This is a genomic window from Pseudoalteromonas sp. NZS100, assembly GCF_015864815.1.
Lineage (GTDB): Bacteria > Pseudomonadota > Gammaproteobacteria > Enterobacterales > Alteromonadaceae > Pseudoalteromonas > Pseudoalteromonas distincta.
In genome coordinates this window covers 25,542-43,610 of sequence record NZ_JADYWM010000018.1, presented here as the reverse complement: position 1 = coordinate 43,610, position 18,069 = coordinate 25,542, and the positions used below count along the sequence as shown (strand labels likewise).

General features: G+C 38.7%; 18 protein-coding genes and 1 riboswitch. Of the genes, 9 read left to right on the top strand and 9 right to left on the bottom strand.

Annotation, left to right across the window (positions count from 1 at the left end):
- Positions 1–408: 408 nt before the first annotated feature.
- On the bottom strand, positions 409–1,353 hold the full coding sequence (gene ylqF / locus I6E69_RS16300; protein WP_004334981.1) for a ribosome biogenesis GTPase YlqF: 945 nt from the start codon (positions 1,351–1,353) through the stop codon (positions 409–411).
- Positions 1,354–1,444: 91 nt separating this feature from the next.
- Between ylqF and I6E69_RS16295 the strand changes: the two genes are divergently transcribed.
- Together I6E69_RS16295 and I6E69_RS16290 are read left to right on the top strand one after the other, a co-directional pair.
- Complete coding sequence (locus tag I6E69_RS16295; protein ID WP_024593828.1) at positions 1,445–1,981, top strand: YaeQ family protein; 537 nt, start codon at positions 1,445–1,447, stop codon at positions 1,979–1,981.
- A 183-nt stretch (positions 1,982–2,164) separates the two neighbouring features.
- A complete protein-coding gene (locus I6E69_RS16290) occupies positions 2,165–2,770 on the top strand; it encodes an alpha/beta fold hydrolase (protein ID WP_149601930.1) in 606 nt (201 codons plus the stop codon).
- Here the strand turns inward: I6E69_RS16290 and I6E69_RS16285 are convergent.
- Positions 2,767–2,976: a hypothetical protein gene (locus I6E69_RS16285; protein WP_024597139.1), complete on the bottom strand. Its 210-nt coding sequence runs from the start codon at positions 2,974–2,976 to the stop codon at positions 2,767–2,769. The two genes, I6E69_RS16290 and I6E69_RS16285, sit on opposite strands and share 4 nt — an antisense overlap.
- Positions 2,977–3,310: 334 nt before the next feature.
- Here I6E69_RS16285 and I6E69_RS16280 point away from each other — a divergent pair, with 334 nt between their 5' ends.
- Positions 3,311–3,784: a Dps family protein gene (locus I6E69_RS16280; RefSeq protein ID WP_004334993.1), complete on the top strand. Its 474-nt coding sequence runs from the start codon at positions 3,311–3,313 to the stop codon at positions 3,782–3,784.
- 281 nt (positions 3,785–4,065) lie between these two features.
- Here I6E69_RS16280 and I6E69_RS16275 read toward each other — a convergent pair whose 3' ends face one another.
- Positions 4,066–7,008 (bottom strand): TonB-dependent receptor, encoded by a 2,943-nt coding sequence (locus I6E69_RS16275; RefSeq protein WP_004334996.1) that lies wholly within the window; start codon positions 7,006–7,008, stop codon positions 4,066–4,068.
- A 238-nt stretch (positions 7,009–7,246) separates the two neighbouring features.
- Here I6E69_RS16275 and I6E69_RS16270 point away from each other — a divergent pair, with 238 nt between their 5' ends.
- Positions 7,247–7,999, top strand: coding sequence for a LytTR family DNA-binding domain-containing protein (locus I6E69_RS16270; RefSeq protein ID WP_197121664.1), 753 nt, complete (start codon positions 7,247–7,249; stop codon positions 7,997–7,999).
- 22 nt (positions 8,000–8,021) lie between these two features.
- Here I6E69_RS16270 and I6E69_RS16265 read toward each other — a convergent pair whose 3' ends face one another.
- The 4 genes from I6E69_RS16265 to I6E69_RS16250 all read right to left on the bottom strand — a co-directional run bounded on the left by I6E69_RS16265 (position 8,022) and on the right by I6E69_RS16250 (position 12,186).
- The gene (locus I6E69_RS16265) at positions 8,022–8,420 is read right to left on the bottom strand and encodes a hypothetical protein (RefSeq protein WP_033020977.1); all 399 of its coding nucleotides are present in this window, start codon (positions 8,418–8,420) and stop codon (positions 8,022–8,024) included.
- Between the two features lie 60 nt (positions 8,421–8,480).
- On the bottom strand, positions 8,481–10,556 hold the full coding sequence (locus I6E69_RS16260) for a S9 family peptidase (protein ID WP_197121663.1): 2,076 nt from the start codon (positions 10,554–10,556) through the stop codon (positions 8,481–8,483).
- A gap of 137 nt (positions 10,557–10,693) precedes the next feature.
- Entirely contained in the window at positions 10,694–11,257 is a 564-nt protein-coding gene (locus I6E69_RS16255; protein ID WP_182672463.1) for a chitin-binding protein, read from the bottom strand.
- Between the two features lie 96 nt (positions 11,258–11,353).
- Positions 11,354–11,441: riboswitch (cyclic di-GMP riboswitch) on the bottom strand.
- An 88-nt stretch (positions 11,442–11,529) separates the two neighbouring features.
- On the bottom strand, positions 11,530–12,186 hold the full coding sequence (locus I6E69_RS16250) for a cytochrome b/b6 domain-containing protein (protein WP_004335011.1): 657 nt from the start codon (positions 12,184–12,186) through the stop codon (positions 11,530–11,532).
- A gap of 107 nt (positions 12,187–12,293) precedes the next feature.
- On the opposite strand from I6E69_RS16250, the gene I6E69_RS16245 reads away from it, so the two are divergent.
- The 3 genes from I6E69_RS16245 (at position 12,294) to I6E69_RS16235 (ending at position 13,865) form a co-directional block, all read left to right on the top strand.
- Positions 12,294–12,998 carry an AzlC family ABC transporter permease gene (locus I6E69_RS16245; RefSeq protein WP_004335013.1) on the top strand — a complete coding sequence of 235 codons (705 nt, stop codon included), beginning with the start codon at positions 12,294–12,296 and terminating at the stop codon, positions 12,996–12,998.
- Entirely contained in the window at positions 12,995–13,294 is a 300-nt protein-coding gene (locus I6E69_RS16240; protein WP_197121662.1) for an AzlD domain-containing protein, read from the top strand. The genes I6E69_RS16245 and I6E69_RS16240 overlap by 4 nt, the downstream gene beginning before the upstream one ends.
- A gap of 73 nt (positions 13,295–13,367) precedes the next feature.
- The gene (locus I6E69_RS16235; protein WP_197121661.1) at positions 13,368–13,865 is read left to right on the top strand and encodes a glutathione peroxidase; all 498 of its coding nucleotides are present in this window, start codon (positions 13,368–13,370) and stop codon (positions 13,863–13,865) included.
- A gap of 118 nt (positions 13,866–13,983) precedes the next feature.
- Here the strand turns inward: I6E69_RS16235 and I6E69_RS16230 are convergent, their stop codons facing one another.
- Complete coding sequence (locus I6E69_RS16230) at positions 13,984–14,169, bottom strand: PA3496 family putative envelope integrity protein (RefSeq protein ID WP_007579801.1); 186 nt, start codon at positions 14,167–14,169, stop codon at positions 13,984–13,986.
- A 387-nt stretch (positions 14,170–14,556) separates the two neighbouring features.
- Here I6E69_RS16230 and I6E69_RS16225 point away from each other — a divergent pair, with 387 nt between their 5' ends.
- Positions 14,557–15,351, top strand: coding sequence for a YggN family protein (locus I6E69_RS16225; RefSeq protein ID WP_197121660.1), 795 nt, complete (start codon positions 14,557–14,559; stop codon positions 15,349–15,351).
- Positions 15,352–15,588: 237 nt separating this feature from the next.
- Here the strand turns inward: I6E69_RS16225 and I6E69_RS16220 are convergent, their stop codons facing one another.
- The gene (locus I6E69_RS16220) at positions 15,589–17,031 is read right to left on the bottom strand and encodes a PLP-dependent aminotransferase family protein (protein WP_197121659.1); all 1,443 of its coding nucleotides are present in this window, start codon (positions 17,029–17,031) and stop codon (positions 15,589–15,591) included.
- Positions 17,032–17,134: 103 nt separating this feature from the next.
- Between I6E69_RS16220 and I6E69_RS16215 the strand changes: the two genes are divergently transcribed.
- The gene (locus I6E69_RS16215) at positions 17,135–18,064 is read left to right on the top strand and encodes a DMT family transporter (RefSeq protein ID WP_004335033.1); all 930 of its coding nucleotides are present in this window, start codon (positions 17,135–17,137) and stop codon (positions 18,062–18,064) included.
- The last annotated feature ends 5 nt before the right edge of the window (positions 18,065–18,069 follow it).

Sequence of the window (18,069 nt, the reverse complement as noted above, 5' to 3'; positions counted from 1 at the left end):
ATTCTTAATTGTTCAACCAAAGTAAGTATTTTTATTAAATGTCAGTGCTAACTAGCCGATTTATATATGAATAAAAAACAAACCCACTAATAATAAGAATTATTTGCATTTAGATGTTGACAGATAGTTAGATCTAACTGATAATCAATATCAACAAGACGGATTGCATACCACTTGTTAAGGAATGAATTGATTTGTTTCTCGACCCTGAAACAACGTGTGGCGCACGTAAACAGCTATGGTTACTTGTTATGAACCGCAACGCCCCTTGATGTTGATGATGAGTAACCGCCCTACTATTTTACTTGCTACATTGCTCATATCGGTGACGGTAGATATGAAACTAAAAAAGCCCTTACGGGCTTTTTTTATGTCTGTAATTTAGTTGGTTAAATTAAACTAAATCAATTAACGACGGTTTTTACGTGCGCGTGCTCGGCGTTGTTTTTTCTCTTCTTCTTTAGCTGCTTTTTTAGCTTCTGCTGCAGCGCGTAAACCAGCAACCATTACTTCTTCTTCCTCACGCATTTGCGGAGTTTCCATAGTAATACGGCCAATGATACCGTCGCGTAATTCGTTGATTAGTATTTCAGACATTTTGTATGTGTCTATTTGATTGCCACCACGAATACAGCCACGTTTTTTACCCGCCATTTCAACAAATTCCCAATCACTTTGTGGTAATTCATCTATTTTATAACGCGCTTTTAATAACTCAGGGTATGCACGCAATAGGTACTCAGCTGTGTAACTTGCTACTTCTTCATACTCAAGTGCTGTATCACGAATGGCACCGGTAGCGCCTAAGCGATAACCTGAGTTTTCGTTTTCTACTTTTGGCCACAACATACCTGGCGTATCGTAAAGCATAATACCGTCTTCAAGCTTAATGCGTTGTTGCGCTTTAGTAACAGCAGGCTCATTACCTGTTTTTGCAACTATACGCCCAGCCAATACATTAATTAACGTAGATTTACCCACGTTAGGAATACCCATGATCATGGCTTTAATTTGCTTATCTGCACCCACTTTATGCGGCACTAGCTTTTTACAAAGCTCATTAATACGGTGTACTTCAGCTGCTTTATCATGCCCAAAAGAAATCGCTTTAACACCGTTTTCTTGCTCAAAATAATCTTTCCAGATTTGAGTCATTTTAGGATCAGCTAAATCAGCTTTGTTCAAAATTTTGATGACCGGCTTACCTTCACGCAAGGTTGCCACCATCGGGTTTTCACTACTGTAGGGAATGCGCGCATCAAGCACTTCAATGATCACATCCATTTGTGGCATTATTTCTTTAATTTCATTGCGGGCTTTATTCATGTGCCCAGGGAACCACTGGATAGCCATTTTTAACTCCTAACGTATAATTAACCGCTATTTTAACTGGCAATTCATTTAATTGCGCTATACTGGCGCAAATTTTTTCAGATTAGTTGTTATGGCTCTTAAATCCACCATTATGAAAGTGCAGTTATCGCTTAGCGATATGGACCGCCACGTTTATCAAGATTTTAATTTAACCTTGGCTCAACACCCATCAGAAACCGACCAAAGGTTGATGATTCGCTTACTCGCTTTTGCGCTAAATAGCTGTGATGGTTTAGAATTTACTAAAGGGTTAAGTGCTGATGATGAGCCTGAACTTTGGCATGTAAGCTATAGTGAAGAAATAGAACTATGGGTTGAACTTGGGTTACCAGATGAGAAACGCCTTAAAAAAGCCTGTAATAAATCTAAAAAAGTGGTGCTGTATACTTATGGTGAAAACAATCAAGCAATTTGGTGGCAAAAACATCAACCTAAATTGTATGAATTTAAAAATCTAAGTATTTTTAGCCTTGATTACGCAGCAACACAAGCACTTGCTGCTTTGGTTGATCGTGGAATTAAGCTCGCCATTACCATTCAAGATGGTGAAGTATGGGTAAATACCGATACAACCAATATTGAAATAAAACCGCTACAGTTAATGTAATTACGGTAGTTATACCAATTGCATTAAATTAGTTATCTATTATAGCGACAAATAAATAAGTCGATAACAAGGCGAAAATTATGACATATAGTTGTTCTATCTAAATAATTTTTAACGCAGGTAGCGGATTATTTAATACGCTAGAATGATCATGTTTTTAATAAAATTGGTATTAGGGAGCATATGAAAGTTAAACACGTTATTGTTTTACATGGCTTGTATATGTCTGGCTTTGTTATGCGCCCACTTTGTTCACGACTTGAAGAATCGGGTATGACGGTATTAAACATTACCTATAATACGCTCGACCCCCACCGCGATACCATATTTGCACAAATTGATGAGTGTATTTCTAACGAACCTGCAGCGCTTGTATGCCACTCAATGGGAGGGCTGATTGCACGTGCTTACCTAGAGGCAAACTCTCCTGCTAGCCAGAATATTACGAAGGTAATTACACTGGGTACTCCACATAAAGGCAGCCATATAGCGCAAAAAATGAAGCAAAAAGGGTTTGAATCATTTTTAAAAAATAGTGTTGAATTTTTGCTTACTAAAAATGGTAATTGGCCTTTTAAAGCTAAGCTTTATAGTATCGCAGGGGATTTACCTATTGGGCTTATGCCTTTAATAGTCAAAGGTAGCAAGTCAGATGGCACCGTATTACTAGATGAAACCAAACTTAAAGGTATGGCCGAACACAAAGTGTTTCATTTAAGCCATACCAGTATGATTTACTCGCGCCAAGTACTCGATTACATTTTAAAGTGCTTAAACGAGAAAGATTAATCCTCAGCATTGGCTGCTATTTTATAACTAATTAAAAATATCACAGCCAGTATCAGCGGAATGGGCGCCGCAATGTAACCAAAAAAATCTGAGTTCGCAAAGCTTGCTCCTGCTAAGTGCGCTACTAGCCCAAGCACAAATGCGATGACTGCAATTCCTACCACGATTAACTCTGCTTTATTTTGTTTCGCTGTTTTTGCATGCATGTTATCTCTCCTAATTATTTCGACAACATTATTATGCGCCGTTAGGGTGGATGATTTTTGACCTGCATCAATAAAAAAATAGCTAAGTTATTACCTTGAATAAAGTTTGTTTTAGATCATGATTTATATACTTCTGGGTTTTATTTATTTTTGAGGGGTAGTATTTTTATTAATCAGTCCCATTTCTATTAATAGTCTAAAGTGAATACAGGTATCAAAAACAGCTAATAGGTTAAAACTATTAACTAGATATATTTAAACGATTTTACTAATTTATCGAAATTAGTAATACTTATCACAAGTTCACAAACAAACGGTTATTCAGGAGCAAGTTATGTCACATGTAAACGCAATTGGTCTAAACAGCGCAAAAAGCGAAGACATCATAAAGTCACTCAATACATTATTGAGTAGCTACCAGATTCAATACATGAACGCGCGTGGCTTTCACTGGAATATTAAAGGCCGTAACTTTTTTGAACTACACGTTAAGTTTGAAGAAATTTATAACTTACTACTTCTCAAAGTAGATGAAGTTGCAGAACGTATTTTAACGTTAGATGGCGCACCTCTACATGCATTTTCTGATTACCTTGAAGTAAGTAAAATTAAAGAAGCTAAAGGTATTAGTGATGGCGTTACAGCCGTAGAAAACCTACTTGCTGGTTACAGCACATTAATTCACATGCAGCGTGATATTTTAAGCCAAGCTGGTGATGCAGACGATGAAGGTACAGCCTCACTAATGAGCGATTACATCTCAGAGCAAGAAAAACTGGTTTGGATGCTAAAGGCTTACTTAGACTAAACCAGCAAAAAAAGCCCTCAATGAAGAGGGCCACAAATAGGGATAAATCGTTAAATAATCAAGCGATTCGGTTACTATATTAGCCTCCTCCCAATACTAAACAACGCCCCTGTTACCAGTGGCGTTGTTTTGGGTTTAAGTGGGTGTAATGCTCATATATTGGGATAAACAATGTATAAGCATTACTACTACATTATTTTTCCCCATGAAAAAGCCCCAGCAATACTGAGGCTTTGTGAACGTTACTAATTAAGTAACTATATTAGTGTCGTTATTGTTGGTTAGAATTTACTTCTAAAACCTATGTAGAATGATTGACCAATTGGGTCATACGTACCTGCATCTGTTTCAGTACCAGTACTTGAACCGCTCACACCCGATAAAATGCGTGGTGGCTCTTTATCAAATAAGTTACTCGCACCAGCGTAAAGCTCTGTTGAATCGCTGATATGGTAACTTGCTTGAACATCATGATATGTCACTGAACCAATCCCTACTCCACCTGGAGCAATACCAAAACCACTTAAGAATTGATCATCAAAGTCTGCAGCGCCAATGTAAGTTAAGCTCCAGTTAAAATCAAAGTCGTTAAGTTTATAACCAAAGTTCCAGTTAGCTTTATGCTCTGATGCACCAATTTCTCCAGCAAACTCATCTTTATCAGCGCCAGGAAGTGGGATGCTATAACCATCGATTAGGTAAGTATAAGCAAGGCGAGTTCTAAACGCACCTGGGCCAATATCAGTAGAGTACGTTAGTGTTAAATCAACACCTTCTGTACCTAAACCACCACTATTAGATACACCACTGTCAATAAACTCTAGTGAACCAGCACTATTATTACCTGATGGCGCACTACGACGAGTTACAAAGTCACAAAAGCTTGTATCGCCACCACCATAACATTGGTCAAGAATAAACTGACGAGGTGTTGATACGATTGCATCTGTAATTTCGATATCAAAGTAATCAAGCGTAATGTCTAGGCCTGATATTAGATTTTCTGGTGTAAATACTAAACCTACTGTTACAGAGTCACCAACTTCTTCTTTTAAATCTTGGTTGCCACGGTTAAAACCACTAATACCTTGTAAGTCAGACTGGTTAAGCGTGAACTCGCCATTTGAAGCGATATTAGTTGTAACACCAACATCTGTACGACAAGCATCACCTGCAGCACCACCGCCACTATTAGTAACACCTAAACATGGATCGTTTAAACCACTTGGGAAAGTTTGTGAAGGTGGAGAAAATAGTTCATCGATATTTGGAGCACGTGTTGAACGTGCACGGGTAGCACGTAAACGTAAGCTATCCATTACTTCCCAATCTACACCCACGTTCCAACTTTCAGTATTGCCTACTGTTGAGTAGTCAGACAAACGAACTGCTGCATTCATTGTTACAGAATCAAGCACGGGGATGTTTGCTTCTACATAATATTCAGTTACATCAAACGAGCCTTCTGTTGCTGGAATTGCATTACCCGCATTAAGGCCAGCTTGCTGTAGAGCATCAAACTCACTACGTGAGAACTCTTCACGGTATTCAAAACCAGCAGCGATACCTACCGTACCTGCCGGTAAATCAAATAAATCACCTGAAATATTACCACCAATGATTTCTTGCTCAACCGACGTTGAAAGTGAGCTAGGTGCACTTACAAAATCAATAGCACCTTGCGATAGCGAATTGAAACCGTAAATGTCTACCGGCGCACAGTTAAAGCCACGTGCTGTCGCATCGATACAAATAGCCTCATCAGTAATACCATCGCCATCTAAATCTTGGCTATCGATAACAGCTTCTAAACCTTGACGAAAGCTTTGTACGTTAACTAAACCACCAGAAACTTGCTGCTCTTTTGTTTTACCGTATACATAGTAAGTATCGTAGAACCAACCATCTGCTATTTCACCTTGAAAGCCTAGTGCTAAACGGAATGTATCACGCTCAGCTCGTGCTCCACGGTTACCGATATCACTTAAGCGCTTTGCAAAAAAGATATCACGCATACCATCACCGTCGGTGTCGGTTGCTGCGTTATATATATCATCAGGTACAAATGCGTTACGCAATATTTCACCGTTTACATTAAATTCAATTGGTACTTGGCCATTTGCATAGATGTCGTCAGAGGCAAAAGGGAATGGCTCTAATTCAGAAACGGTTGTTGTTGCAGCGTAAGTACCTTCATAAAAAAAGCTATGCTTGTCGCTTAGCTCGTAGCTACCATTTGAGGCAAATAAGTAACGTTCTGTAGGTATCGCTATCGTACGTACGCCACTTCGGTTAAAACCATTTGCAGCTACGCCATCGCCACCGTTAGTACTAAACGAGTTTTGTAGGGTGTTTGCATCATTAAACGTAAATGTTTCATCCCCAGCGCTAAAGCGACCCTGTGGCGGAAATGAAGATAAAAATGGGCTTACAGCATCAAATACAGAGCCCGGGTTTGCTACTGGATCATCTTCAAAGAAGATACCTGAAAATTGGTCTACTGCCGAGCGGTCACGGTCACGTGAAAAAACAGCACCTTGATCAGAATACCCAAGATGGAACATCGCGTGCCCTTTCCCATCTGAGCTTGATAAGCCTGAGGTAAAGTTAAATTGGCGTGATTCATCATCGCCTTCGCTTGATTCACCATATTGGCCTTCGAATTCAATACCTTCAAAATCATCTTTTAGTACAAAGTTAACTACACCAGCAACAGCGTCAGAACCATAAACAGATGAAGCACCACCTGTCATAATTTCAACACGTTCGATGAATTGACTCGGAATAGTATTTAAATCGACAGCAGAGCTACCTGGTACACCTGATACATAACGACGACCATTCACTAAAACCAATGTGCGGTTAGAGCCTAAATTACGTAAATCAACAGTAGCAACACCCGCACTTGCGGTATTAAAGTTTGAGTTAGTACGGCTAATAGCTGGTGTACCAAATGCAGGGTTCTCTAATAATAAGTCTTGAATATTTAACGACCCTGATGCATCAATAGCAGCACTATCTACAACTTGAATAGGAGCCGATGACATTGCCTCAGCTGAACGAATTCGAGAACCTGTAACTTGTACGCGTTCTATTTTAGTTATTTCGTCATCTTCTGCTGCAACACCTTGAAATGAAAAGCTTGCAAGTATCGCGCTGCTTAGCGCAACTGTTAACGACGATTTTTTAAATAATCGCGCGCTACCTTTGTTAGTTAATGTCATATAATTCCCCTGAATTGTTATTTTTGTAACTAAATGGTTACTTCGCGGATTACAGTAAGGGGATTTATTTAAACACTCTACGGGCATTATTTATGAGGCGTAGTCTTTGGTACGAATAGCAGCTTTTATGGGATGAATCAGTACGTCACAATTATTTTATAAATATATTGTACTTTTCATAACAGTTTTTCCGCTAAGCACGGTCTTTATTATTATATACAGCAAGAGATATAAAATAATGATCGCTTCTTTTCATGCATTAACTTTTGTTAGTAGCACTAAGTTTGCAACATTTTTAACAAAGCGTGTGCAAGATCACCGGCACTTTGAATCTCAATCTTTTCTTCAAACAAATAGATTAGATCAAATAGACACAGATCAATACAACGTACTGTTTTACGAACTAACCAACCTAGCTGACCCTATGCAAATAGTGCATTTAACTGAGCTTGCTAAAAAGCTGAAGTTAGTCATTATTGCTCAATCGGGACATTTTGCGAGTTTTGCCTTTGAAGTTGGCGCTGTAGATTTTTTAATATTAGATTCAACTGCATCACGTATTGATAAATGCTTTGATAAGCTGATTCACCTTTGCCCAATTGCAAGTGCGGCCGAACGCCAATACCAGCAAAGCACACAAGCTGAAAAGCCATCATCACATATTGTGGTTAAAGATGTAGGTAAGGTAAGGCTAATTGATATAAATGATATTATTTGGATTAATGGCGCGGGCAACTATGTAGAGCTGCATTTTACCCAAGGTAATACGCCGGTACTACATCGCGAAACCATGAAAAATATTGAACAACAACTAGAACCAGAAGGGTTTGTTCGTATTCATCGCTCAACGCTGGTAAGAAAACAAGCTATTTGCGAACTGATGCCTACTGACAGTGGCGATTATAGAGTAAGGCTGAAAAACGATATGTGTTTAAACCTTTCACGGCGCTATAAAGGGTGTTTAGAGAGTATTATAAGCCCTCTTCAATAGCGGTTTATAATACTCATGTTAGTTACCAGTTCTGTTTTATATAACTGTCATTTGGGTGCACTAATAAATAGCTTTCGGTATCTTTATAAAAATTAACTTCTACATCGCTATTTTTCCATACTTTTTCAAACATATTTTTAGCTATGATATTAATGTTTATATAATCAACTCGTTGATAGCCTCGTTCTTTTACACCGGCAAAATAGGCCTCTAATGAATCAAGGCCATCCAAAGTTAACAGCTCAAATTCTTTTAAATTAACAACCACAAACTTAATCGTATTTTCAGGATGAGTGCTCAACTCCTGAACAACGCCATTAGTCAACAGCATAATGCCTTCATTGTTAAAGCTCCCTTTCAATTTTAAATACATCTGAGGGGGCTGTGAACAAATTTGAAATTCACCATGTGCTCCAAACATAAATCGCCTTACATATATCAACTTCTATATATAGGATAATACAATTTTCCGATTTTGCAGTTAATTTAATAAAGCAATAAAAAAGGCCATTTCGAGTGCTTTTTCCTCTAAACTTTTAAAGCGACCTGATGCACCGCCGTGCCCTGCATCCATATCGGTTTTAAATACTAAAATATTACTATCAGTCTTAAGTTCACGCATTTTTGCAACCCACTTCATAGGCTCCCAATACTGCACTTGTGAGTCATGAAGACCGGTAGTAACGAGTATGTTCGGATAGTTTTGGGCGCGAATATTGTCATACGGCGAGTAAGCTTCAATTACATCATAAAACTGAGGCTCATTTGGATTACCCCATTCATCATATTCATTTGTTGTGAGCGGAATACTTTCATCAAGCATCGTGGTTAATACGTCTAAAAATGGTACATGACAGCCAACACCGCAATATAACTCTGGTGCTTGGTTTACAACCGCCCCCATTAATAAACCACCTGCACTGCCGCCTGAGGCAAACACCTTGCTGCTATCACAATAGCCTTGTGCAACAAGCGCTTTTGTCACATCAATAAAGTCACTAAAGCTATTTTGTTTATGCTCTTTTTTACCTTGTTCGTACCACTCGCGACCTAGCATTTCAGAGCCTCGAACATGTGCTATTACATAAACAAAACCACGATCGAGCAAGCTCAGCGATGAACTTGAAAAACTTGGATCAATCGTATAGCCATACGCACCATAGCCGTATTGAAATAACGGATTTGAGCCATCTTTTTTAAAGCTGTCTTTTCGATAAACAACTGATACAGGTACTTTAACTCCGTCGCGAGCAGTTACCATTAATCGCTCCGACTGATAGTCATCGGCATTAAAACTACCGAGTACTTTTTGCTGTTTAAGTAGTGTTTTTTCGCCAGTTGCTAAATCAACATCATATAAAGAGCCTGGTGTTGTTAAACTTGAGTAATAAATACGCGCAGTGCGTGTGTCTGGCTCTGGGTTCATTGCTATTGCAGCATAATAACAAGGATCGGCAAACTCAAGTGCCATACGATCCCCTTGCCTATTAACAACTACAAATCGAGCTTGCCCTTGCTCGCGTTCACTCAATACTAAAAAGTCATTAAATAACTCTACACCTTCAAGCAGTACATTTTCTCTGTGAGCTGTATGCTCAAACCATTGTGTTTTATCAGCAATTGTTTCGTTTGTTGCCGTCATTAATCTAAAGTTTTTAGCTTGCCAGTTAGTCACAATATAAAATGTGTCACCTAGCTTATCTACGTCAAACTCGTGGCCATCTTCACGCGGCATTAATGCTTTAAATTCGCCAGCGGGCTTATTAGCATCAAGCACCCATGTATCGTTGGTCTCTGTCGATGCTAAATCAATAATAATTAAGCTTTCATCGCGGCTTTTACCAAGTCCCATAAAAAAGCTGCTGTCTTGCTCTTCGTAGACCATTACGTCTTGGCTTTGCTCGCTGCCAAGCTCATGCCTAAATACTTGGTATCCTAATAGCGTTTTTAAATCTTTTTTTACATAAAAAACAGTTTTATTGTCGTTAGCCCAAACAACTTGTCCTTCTGTATTTTCAAGTACATCAGGTAGCATTTCACCGGTCGCTAAGCTTTTAAAGCGAACATTATAAATACGACGACCTTCAGTATCTTCAGAGTAAGCCATAAGCTGCTCGCATGGACTTAGTGCGACTTCGCCCAGCTCAAAAAACTCAAATCCTTCAGCTAAGACATTCACATCGAGTAAAAGCTCTTTATTATCGGCCTTTATGCTCGTACTTCTATAGTGACGCGAGTACTCATCATCACCACGAACTTCTGAGTGATACCAGTATTTCCCGTCTTTAACGGGTACCGAATTATCATCTTTTACAATGCGTGCTTTTAACTCTTCAAAAAGTGTATTTTGTAGTGGCTTCATAGCAGCTAACTGTTCATCGCAGTACGCATTTTCAGCATGTAAATGCGCAAGTACTTGCTCATCCTGACGATCGTCATCGCGCATCCAATAGTAATTATCGGTACGTATCTTATTATGAGTACTTAATGTATGGGCTTGCTGTTTAGCAATCGGGAAATTAGGTAATAAACTTAAAGAGTAGACAGGACGAGACACAACAAAACCAATTAAAAAAATAATGTGATTTGCAGTTTATCATAAAAATAAAAAAGCCCATCCAATAGTTGGATGGGCTAAAACGGTAAACGCTTCATTACTAAAACCGCTATACCTTTGGGAAGATAATTTAAGCTTTATATTTGCTGCCAAGCCATAGCCCAGCTTTGCCCTACACCGGGTTCGAACATAGACTTATTATCGTCATTCGTGCGGCAAAACTCATTAAATGGCCAAGGCCTGCATTGATATACATGCCCAGTTTTTGGCTGCAATACCTTTGTACCCGCATTATAGTTTTCACAATTTTCAGGGTACACGTAATCATAAGTATCAAGGTTATTAACAACACGCTCATCGCATTTTGCAATACAATGAAAGTCGACGTGTGCTTTACATATACCACTGCTTTGCAAAGCAAAAATTTCATTATTTCTATAGGCTACAATTAAACCCTGTTCGGTCATTTTACCTGCGCTAACCAGAGGAACATGTACATTAATATGCTCGGCAACTAAACGTGGCCATGCGTGAGGCTCACCTTGCTCAAGCGAGGTGATCTTGTAATCAAATGATAAACTAACCAGCTCTCCTTGCATGTCGTAAAAGGTTACACTCACCACATCACCAATAAATAATTGGGTATGATGATTTAAGCAACCTATTGTTGACCACTTTCCACAGGCCAACGACGTATGCATAAACACGGCAACACCTTAAGAGTTACAAAATCTTATCCATACACTATGGATACACAAAAAATACACTGAGGGCAAGTGATACATAACAACACGTTATGCAGTAGTCCCGCTACCATAGCTTTTAAAAAGCCTTAGACCGGAAACTTTGCGTCCTAACCTTTCGGCTAGTTTGCCAGCAATGCGGCGATTATAATTCGACCCCGCATAACAATCAAACAAAAGAATGTAACCAAAAACAAAAACCAACCCTTTAAGATTGGTTTAATGTGTTTTTAACTAAATAAATAAGTTAAAGGCTCTTTCGCCCACGTAAATACCAGCAACACCAATAAAGATATAAATATTAACCACGCAGGCCAAGACGCTTTTGTTACTTTAGCCTCAGAGTCATCCGCTTTTAACTCTTTTGAGCCTGTGATCATCGCCTTAACTAGCGGTTTGCCTTTTATTCTATAAACAATAATAGCTAATACATGCAAGCCAATAGCATAAAGTAAAATGTCAAAATTCAGCTCATGTAGCCAATTGGCAAAATCAATCGTATCGCTAGACACATATTGAGCAAGCGGCCCGTCAGTTAAAATACCATCACTGCTCATTAAGCCACTTGCAAGTTGCGTTATGATCAATATAAAAAACACTATCACCATACAGCTACCGGGTGCTGAATGGCCTAACGAGTCGCTTGGTGTTTTTAGCGCCTTTAAAATAGCACTAGGAGAGTGCAGTAACCCACTTAATCTCGCGGTTTTGCTACCAATAACACCCCATATTAAACGTGTTACTATAAGTGCTAAAGTAAAAAAACCAGCGACAAAGTGAAGCTCAATCATGCCCTCTTCAATACTAAAATAAAGCACTGCAATACTTACAACCAAAAACCAATGAAAGCATCTAATAAACCCATCCCACACTTTTAACGTCGTCATTGTGCCTATCCTTAAAAAAACAGTATTATTTAATTTGTTAACTACTTTAACATCATAATATTAAGGTATCCTTATGAGCCATTCTACAAGCCGTGAGAGTAAATATCATGCAACCAGTTAAAAAAGCTATTTTAAAAGGCTTTTTAGATATGCTACCACTGTGTTTAGCCGTTGTTCCTTGGGGTATTTTATGCGGCTCTTTAGCGATTCAAAATGGTTTTAGCGCCTTTGAAACCCAAGCAATGTCGTTATTAGTATTTGCAGGCTCTGCACAGCTTGTTGCGATTGAACTTATGGCGGGCAACACACCATTGCTCACAATTTTATTCACAACATTTATTATTAGCTCTCGGCACTTTTTATACGGTTTAGCTGTGCGTCATAAGGTCATTGATCAACCTATGCGTTGGCGCTTACCGGTGAGCTTTGTTTTAACCGACGAGCTATTTGCGTTTTCTCATCATCGAAAAGCATATAGAACAAAAACACGCTTAATATACGCATTGAGCGCTGGTTTTAGCTTTTATATTGCATGGAATATTTGGACGTTAATTGGCATTGTAGCGGGCACAATGCTGCCCGACTTAACTAATTTAGGGCTCGACTTTGCGATTGCTGCCACGTTTATCGCGTTGGTTATTCCGGGAATCAAAAATTTGGCCTCACTCGTTACGGTAATTGTAGCAGGCGTTAGTGCAACGCTTTTAAAAAGTACCGGATTTGAGTTATGGCTTGTTTGCTCAGCGCTGCTGGCAATGGCCGCAGGTTATAGTACAGCAAGGCTAACCGCTAAAAAGGAAGCAACGCTATGATGACGACTATTTTACTCATGGCGTGCATTACATTTTTTACGCGTTATTTATTTTTACACCGCGCTTTACCGTTTAAAGTAGGCCCTAAAATGCAGCAATTTTTAAGCTTTAGCGCACCTGCGGTGCTTACAGCAATTTGGGTGCCTATCGTGTTTTTGAATGAAGATGGCATTAACTTAAAGTGGCAAAACCCTTATTTAAGCGCAGCGATAGTCGCCATTATTGTTGCCTATAAAACACATAATATTTATTACACAACGCTTGCCGGTATGGGGCTATTTCTGATTTTAAATTAGAGCGCTCTTTATACTTTATGAAATACTGTACTCAGGTTAAAATACCGATAACAATAATAAAAAAGACGCCAATATGCACAAATTCCATCAATTAAGCGCAACAAGCTTGCAGGGTCAACCTATTAACTTTAGTGATTTTGAAGGTAAGGTTGTGCTTATTGTTAATACCGCAAGTAAATGTGGATTTACCTACCAATACGAGTCGCTTCAATCTTTGCATAATAAATATGCCAGCCAAGGTTTAGTTATTTTAGGATTTCCGTGTAATCAATTTGGTCAGCAAGAACCCGGCGACGCTACACAAATAGAGCAAGGATGTTTAATTAATTTTGGTGTGAGTTTTTTAATGGCGGCCAAAGTAGATGTAAACGGTAAGCATGCTCACCCAGTCTTTCGTTATTTAAAATCGGCTTTACCTGGTTTTTTAACACGTAAAATAAAGTGGAATTTTACTAAATTTTTAATTGCCGCAGATGGCACGCCAATTAAACGTCATGCACCTTTTACTAAACCCGAAAAGCTAGAACTTACAATTCAAAAAGCTTTAGCACAGGCTAAAAGCACGCTTTAAAAAGTAATAAAGAGGCGCAAGGCCTCTTTATTGCCAATACTATTGAAACTTAAACATACACATAACTGCACATTTAAACTCTCAATATTAATTGGTATTTTATTTATACTAGTGAAATTTAATCGGTGTAATCGCTTAAATCGTCTTCGCCTAGATTTTTACGCAAGCGTTTTTGCTCAAGGTAGTCTTCCAACTTCTTTTTAACCTTTTGCTTGTTCTTATCGTGTTGATTACGGCCGAGCATTTCGTACTCGTCTTCAACAAAATCGTCATCTAGCGCATCGTAACTAAATGTCTTACCCACAACCCACTCCATAAAGTGTTTGAGACCAACCAAGGATTTTATTATCGCAATAGTCGGTAAAATTAAAATGTTTAACGTCAAAATGCTGTGCAAATTAACATCAAAATAAAGCCACGTGACTACTGTAAATAGTCTTCATGTCAGTAATGTGAATAAATAGCGCTAAATTTGAATTGAGGAAAGTGAGAGTTTTTTATCGTATCGATAAATAAAATTTATTAATTTTTATTAGTTAGCCAATTTGACTAAAAAATAGTTATTTATTAATTAATTTCATTTACTAAAAAACAAACAAAAACAGTTAAGCATATGTTTTATATTAAAAAATAAAACTGGCATCAAACTTGTTATTAATTAATCGTCATCAACAAAAAGTAGAGAAAAAACATGAAAAAATTACTATTAGTTAGCGCATTAATTTGTTCACCAGCCGCTATGGCTCATAACGATAACGATTCTGCAATTTCATTTAGTAATGATGAATGTAACGTCGAATTTAAAAATGATGTGCGCATTAAGCCAAACGAATTGGAAATTTTTACCGCCAACAATAAAACCATGCAGTTTAATACCTATGGTGACTTAACCGTAAATGGCGAACTTGTAGCGCTGAGTAATTCGCAGCGCGACGCGCTAACCAAGTACTCTGATAGCTTACGCACTCAATTACCTGAAGTAGCTAATATAGCGCTTGAGGGTGTTAAAATTGCCGGAGTAGCATTAGAAGAAGTAGGCAATGCATTTAATATTGACGGTCTTGATAATATGTCTGAGCTTATGGATGACATTAAAATCGAAGTAGAAAACACATTTTACCAACAAGGTACATTTGTGATGGGCCAACAAAGTTTTAATCAATTTGGCGAAAACTTTGAACAACAATTTGAGCAGCAGATAGAAACAGCGGTTGAATCAGCAGTGATGCAATCAATGGGCAGTATTTTAGTAGCTTTAGGTTCTGAGTTACTTGGTTCAGGCGGTGATATGGATGCCTTTGAACAACGTATGGAAAATATGGGTGCACAAATAGAAGAAAAAGTAGAGCTACATGCAAGCGCACTTGAAGAACGTGCTAACTCTTTATGTGGAAACTTTGCTGATATTGCAAAACAAGAAGAGCAATTAGTAATGCAAGTGCCTGAGCTAGAAGGTTACCAGTTATTTAGCTTTAAACAAAATTAGTACAGCAAACGTTATTTAACATCCCTTTGGCAGCACTTAAGTTTACTTAAATGCTGCTTTTTTGTGTTTCGCAAATTTATACCAACCTGCATAAATCTTTGATCAATTTAATGAATTAAATTGCACTATAACTTCGTTAAAAATTTTTATTTAGAACAACTAGATACAAAAGCTTTTGCCTAGTTCTAGCGTAATTTTCTTAACGTTAAATAGACCCCATATATAAGCAGATTGGTATTACTTTTTAGCTAATAAAGTGAGCTTACCCAATGTAACTATTGCGTGCTCAATTTGCGCGCTCCATTGCACACCATAACTTAACCTTACGCAGCTTTTATATTTATTAGAGGCCGAAAAAACAAGCCCAGGGGTAATACTAATACCAACCTCAAGCGCAAGTAAAAACAATGTTTGGCTATCGTACTCGCCACCTAAATCTAGCCACATAACGCAGCCTCCTTTTGGATCGCTTATACGTGTATTTTTTGGCATAGCTTGTTGTAAGCACCATCGCATACGCTCTTTGTTATCGCGCAGGCGTTGCCTAAGTACTTTTAAATTTCGGTCGTACTCGCCGCTGGCAATAAACTCAGATAACGTCCATTGGTTTATTAACGAAGCAGAGCAACTTAGTGCTCTTTTATATCGCCTTGCTTGCGTTGCAAATTTACCCGCAACTAACCAACCTACACGATAGCTCGGCGCTGCCGTTTTAGAAAAAGATGAGCAACTAATCACTAATCCTTTTTTAGAGTACGCTAAAGCAGGTGTGCCTCGTTTTGCCGTAAAATATAAATCGCCGTATACGTCATCTTCAATAAGCACTACGTCATGACTTTCAAGTAGCTCCACCAGCTGCTGTCTGTTTGTATCAGGCATAAAGCTGCCCACAGGGTTACTAATTGCAGTCGAGAATAAACACGCTTTTATGTCATGCTCATTTAAAGCGCGTTCCAAATCGCTTAACCAAATACCATTATCTGGGCACAGTGGTATTTCGAGCGCTTTAAGCCCTAGGCTTTCTATTAACTCGATAATCCCGTGATAGCAAGGCGTCTCAATGGCAACTACATCGCCTGGCTTTGTTACACACTTAAGTGCAATAGCCATGGCTTCTTGTGCACCATTGGTGATCACAAGCTCGTCCATATTTATACCAATGCCAAAATCTAAATAGCGATGCACCAATTGCTTTTTCAGCGGCACAAACCCATCTGTTGGTCCATAGTTAATAGCTTTACTGCCAGCTGTAGTCATTACTCGGCGCATATTTCTGGCCAGTGCTTTATCGGTAGGTGCAGCAGCAATTGGGTTAGCGATACCAAAAGGGACTACGTTCGCTTGATGAATCGCGCTGTACACCTGCTCTATTAAGGCTTGTTTATTTACCACAACAGGTTCGCGACTTAATTTAACTCGCTTAGGTAAATTATGCGCCATGCTAACGACTTTTAAAAAATACCCTGATTTTTCACGTGCCTCTACTAACCCCTGATCTTCAAGTGCTTGATAAGCTTGCTTCACTGTCGGAATACTAATGTTTAAGTTATCTGCCATTTTACGCAGTGATGGAAGTTTTTCGCCAGGGAGTAAAACCTGCTGGGCGCTCATATCTCTGATCAACTGAATAACTTGTTGATATAGAAACTCATGCCCCTGGCTATTTTTTTGTCTTATCATCACGCATCCAAATCTGTATAGGTTACATTTTTACTTTTCTGTATATGGTAAGTATACAGATAGGTCTTAAAATAGCCATTCAATCGGGCTTTGGAGAGTAACCATGAAAAGTGCAGCGCTATACATTACAACCGTTTTAATTTGGGGTTCTACTTGGTTAGCCATCGAATTTCAGCTAGGTGATATTGCGGTAGAGCTATCGTTATTTTATCGCTTTGCTATTGCAGCGCTTTTAATGTGGTTATATGTAGCGTACAAAAAACCGGATATGCGCTTTTCATTAATCGATCATGGCTTTTTTGCTTTGTTGGCTCTTTGTAATTTTGCCTTAAATTACTTAATGCTTTACTGGGCACAAAATTACTTAACCTCCGCTATGACCTCTATCGCCTTTTCACTGTTGCTGGTTATGAACATAGTTAACACTCGACTATTTTTTGGTAAGCCTATCTCAAAACGAATTTATACCGGTGCCGCACTCGCTGTATTAGGTATTACGTGTCTGTTTTGGCCACAGTTACAGCAGTTCGACTTAAGTAACGGTGCATTGGTCGGGTTACTACTTGCCCTTGGTGGCACCTTTGTGGCTTCATTGGGCAACATGGTAAGCGTTCGTAATTCTCGTAAGCAAATTGGCGTATTGCAGGGCAATGCATGGGGCATGTTATATAGTGCTATAGGCTTAGCTTTATATGTATTAATGAACGATGTGCAATTTAGTTTAAACGCCCCAACTAGCTACTGGCTATCATTACTTTATTTATCAATATTTGGCACCGTAATCGCTTTTGGTTGTTACTTTGCACTACTAAAAAATATAGGCCCTGAAAAAGCCAGCTACGTTATTGTTTTATTCCCATTAGTGGCAGTAACACTGAGTAGCTTTTTTGAAGGCTTTGAATGGCACGCAAATACCTTTGCAGGGTTTAGCTTAGTGTTATTAGGTAACGCCATTGTGCTTACCCCAACAAAACGAATTAACGCCTTTTTAGCTAATAGAGCAATAGCTAAAAGTGGCTCCGTCCCCAGTTAGACGCG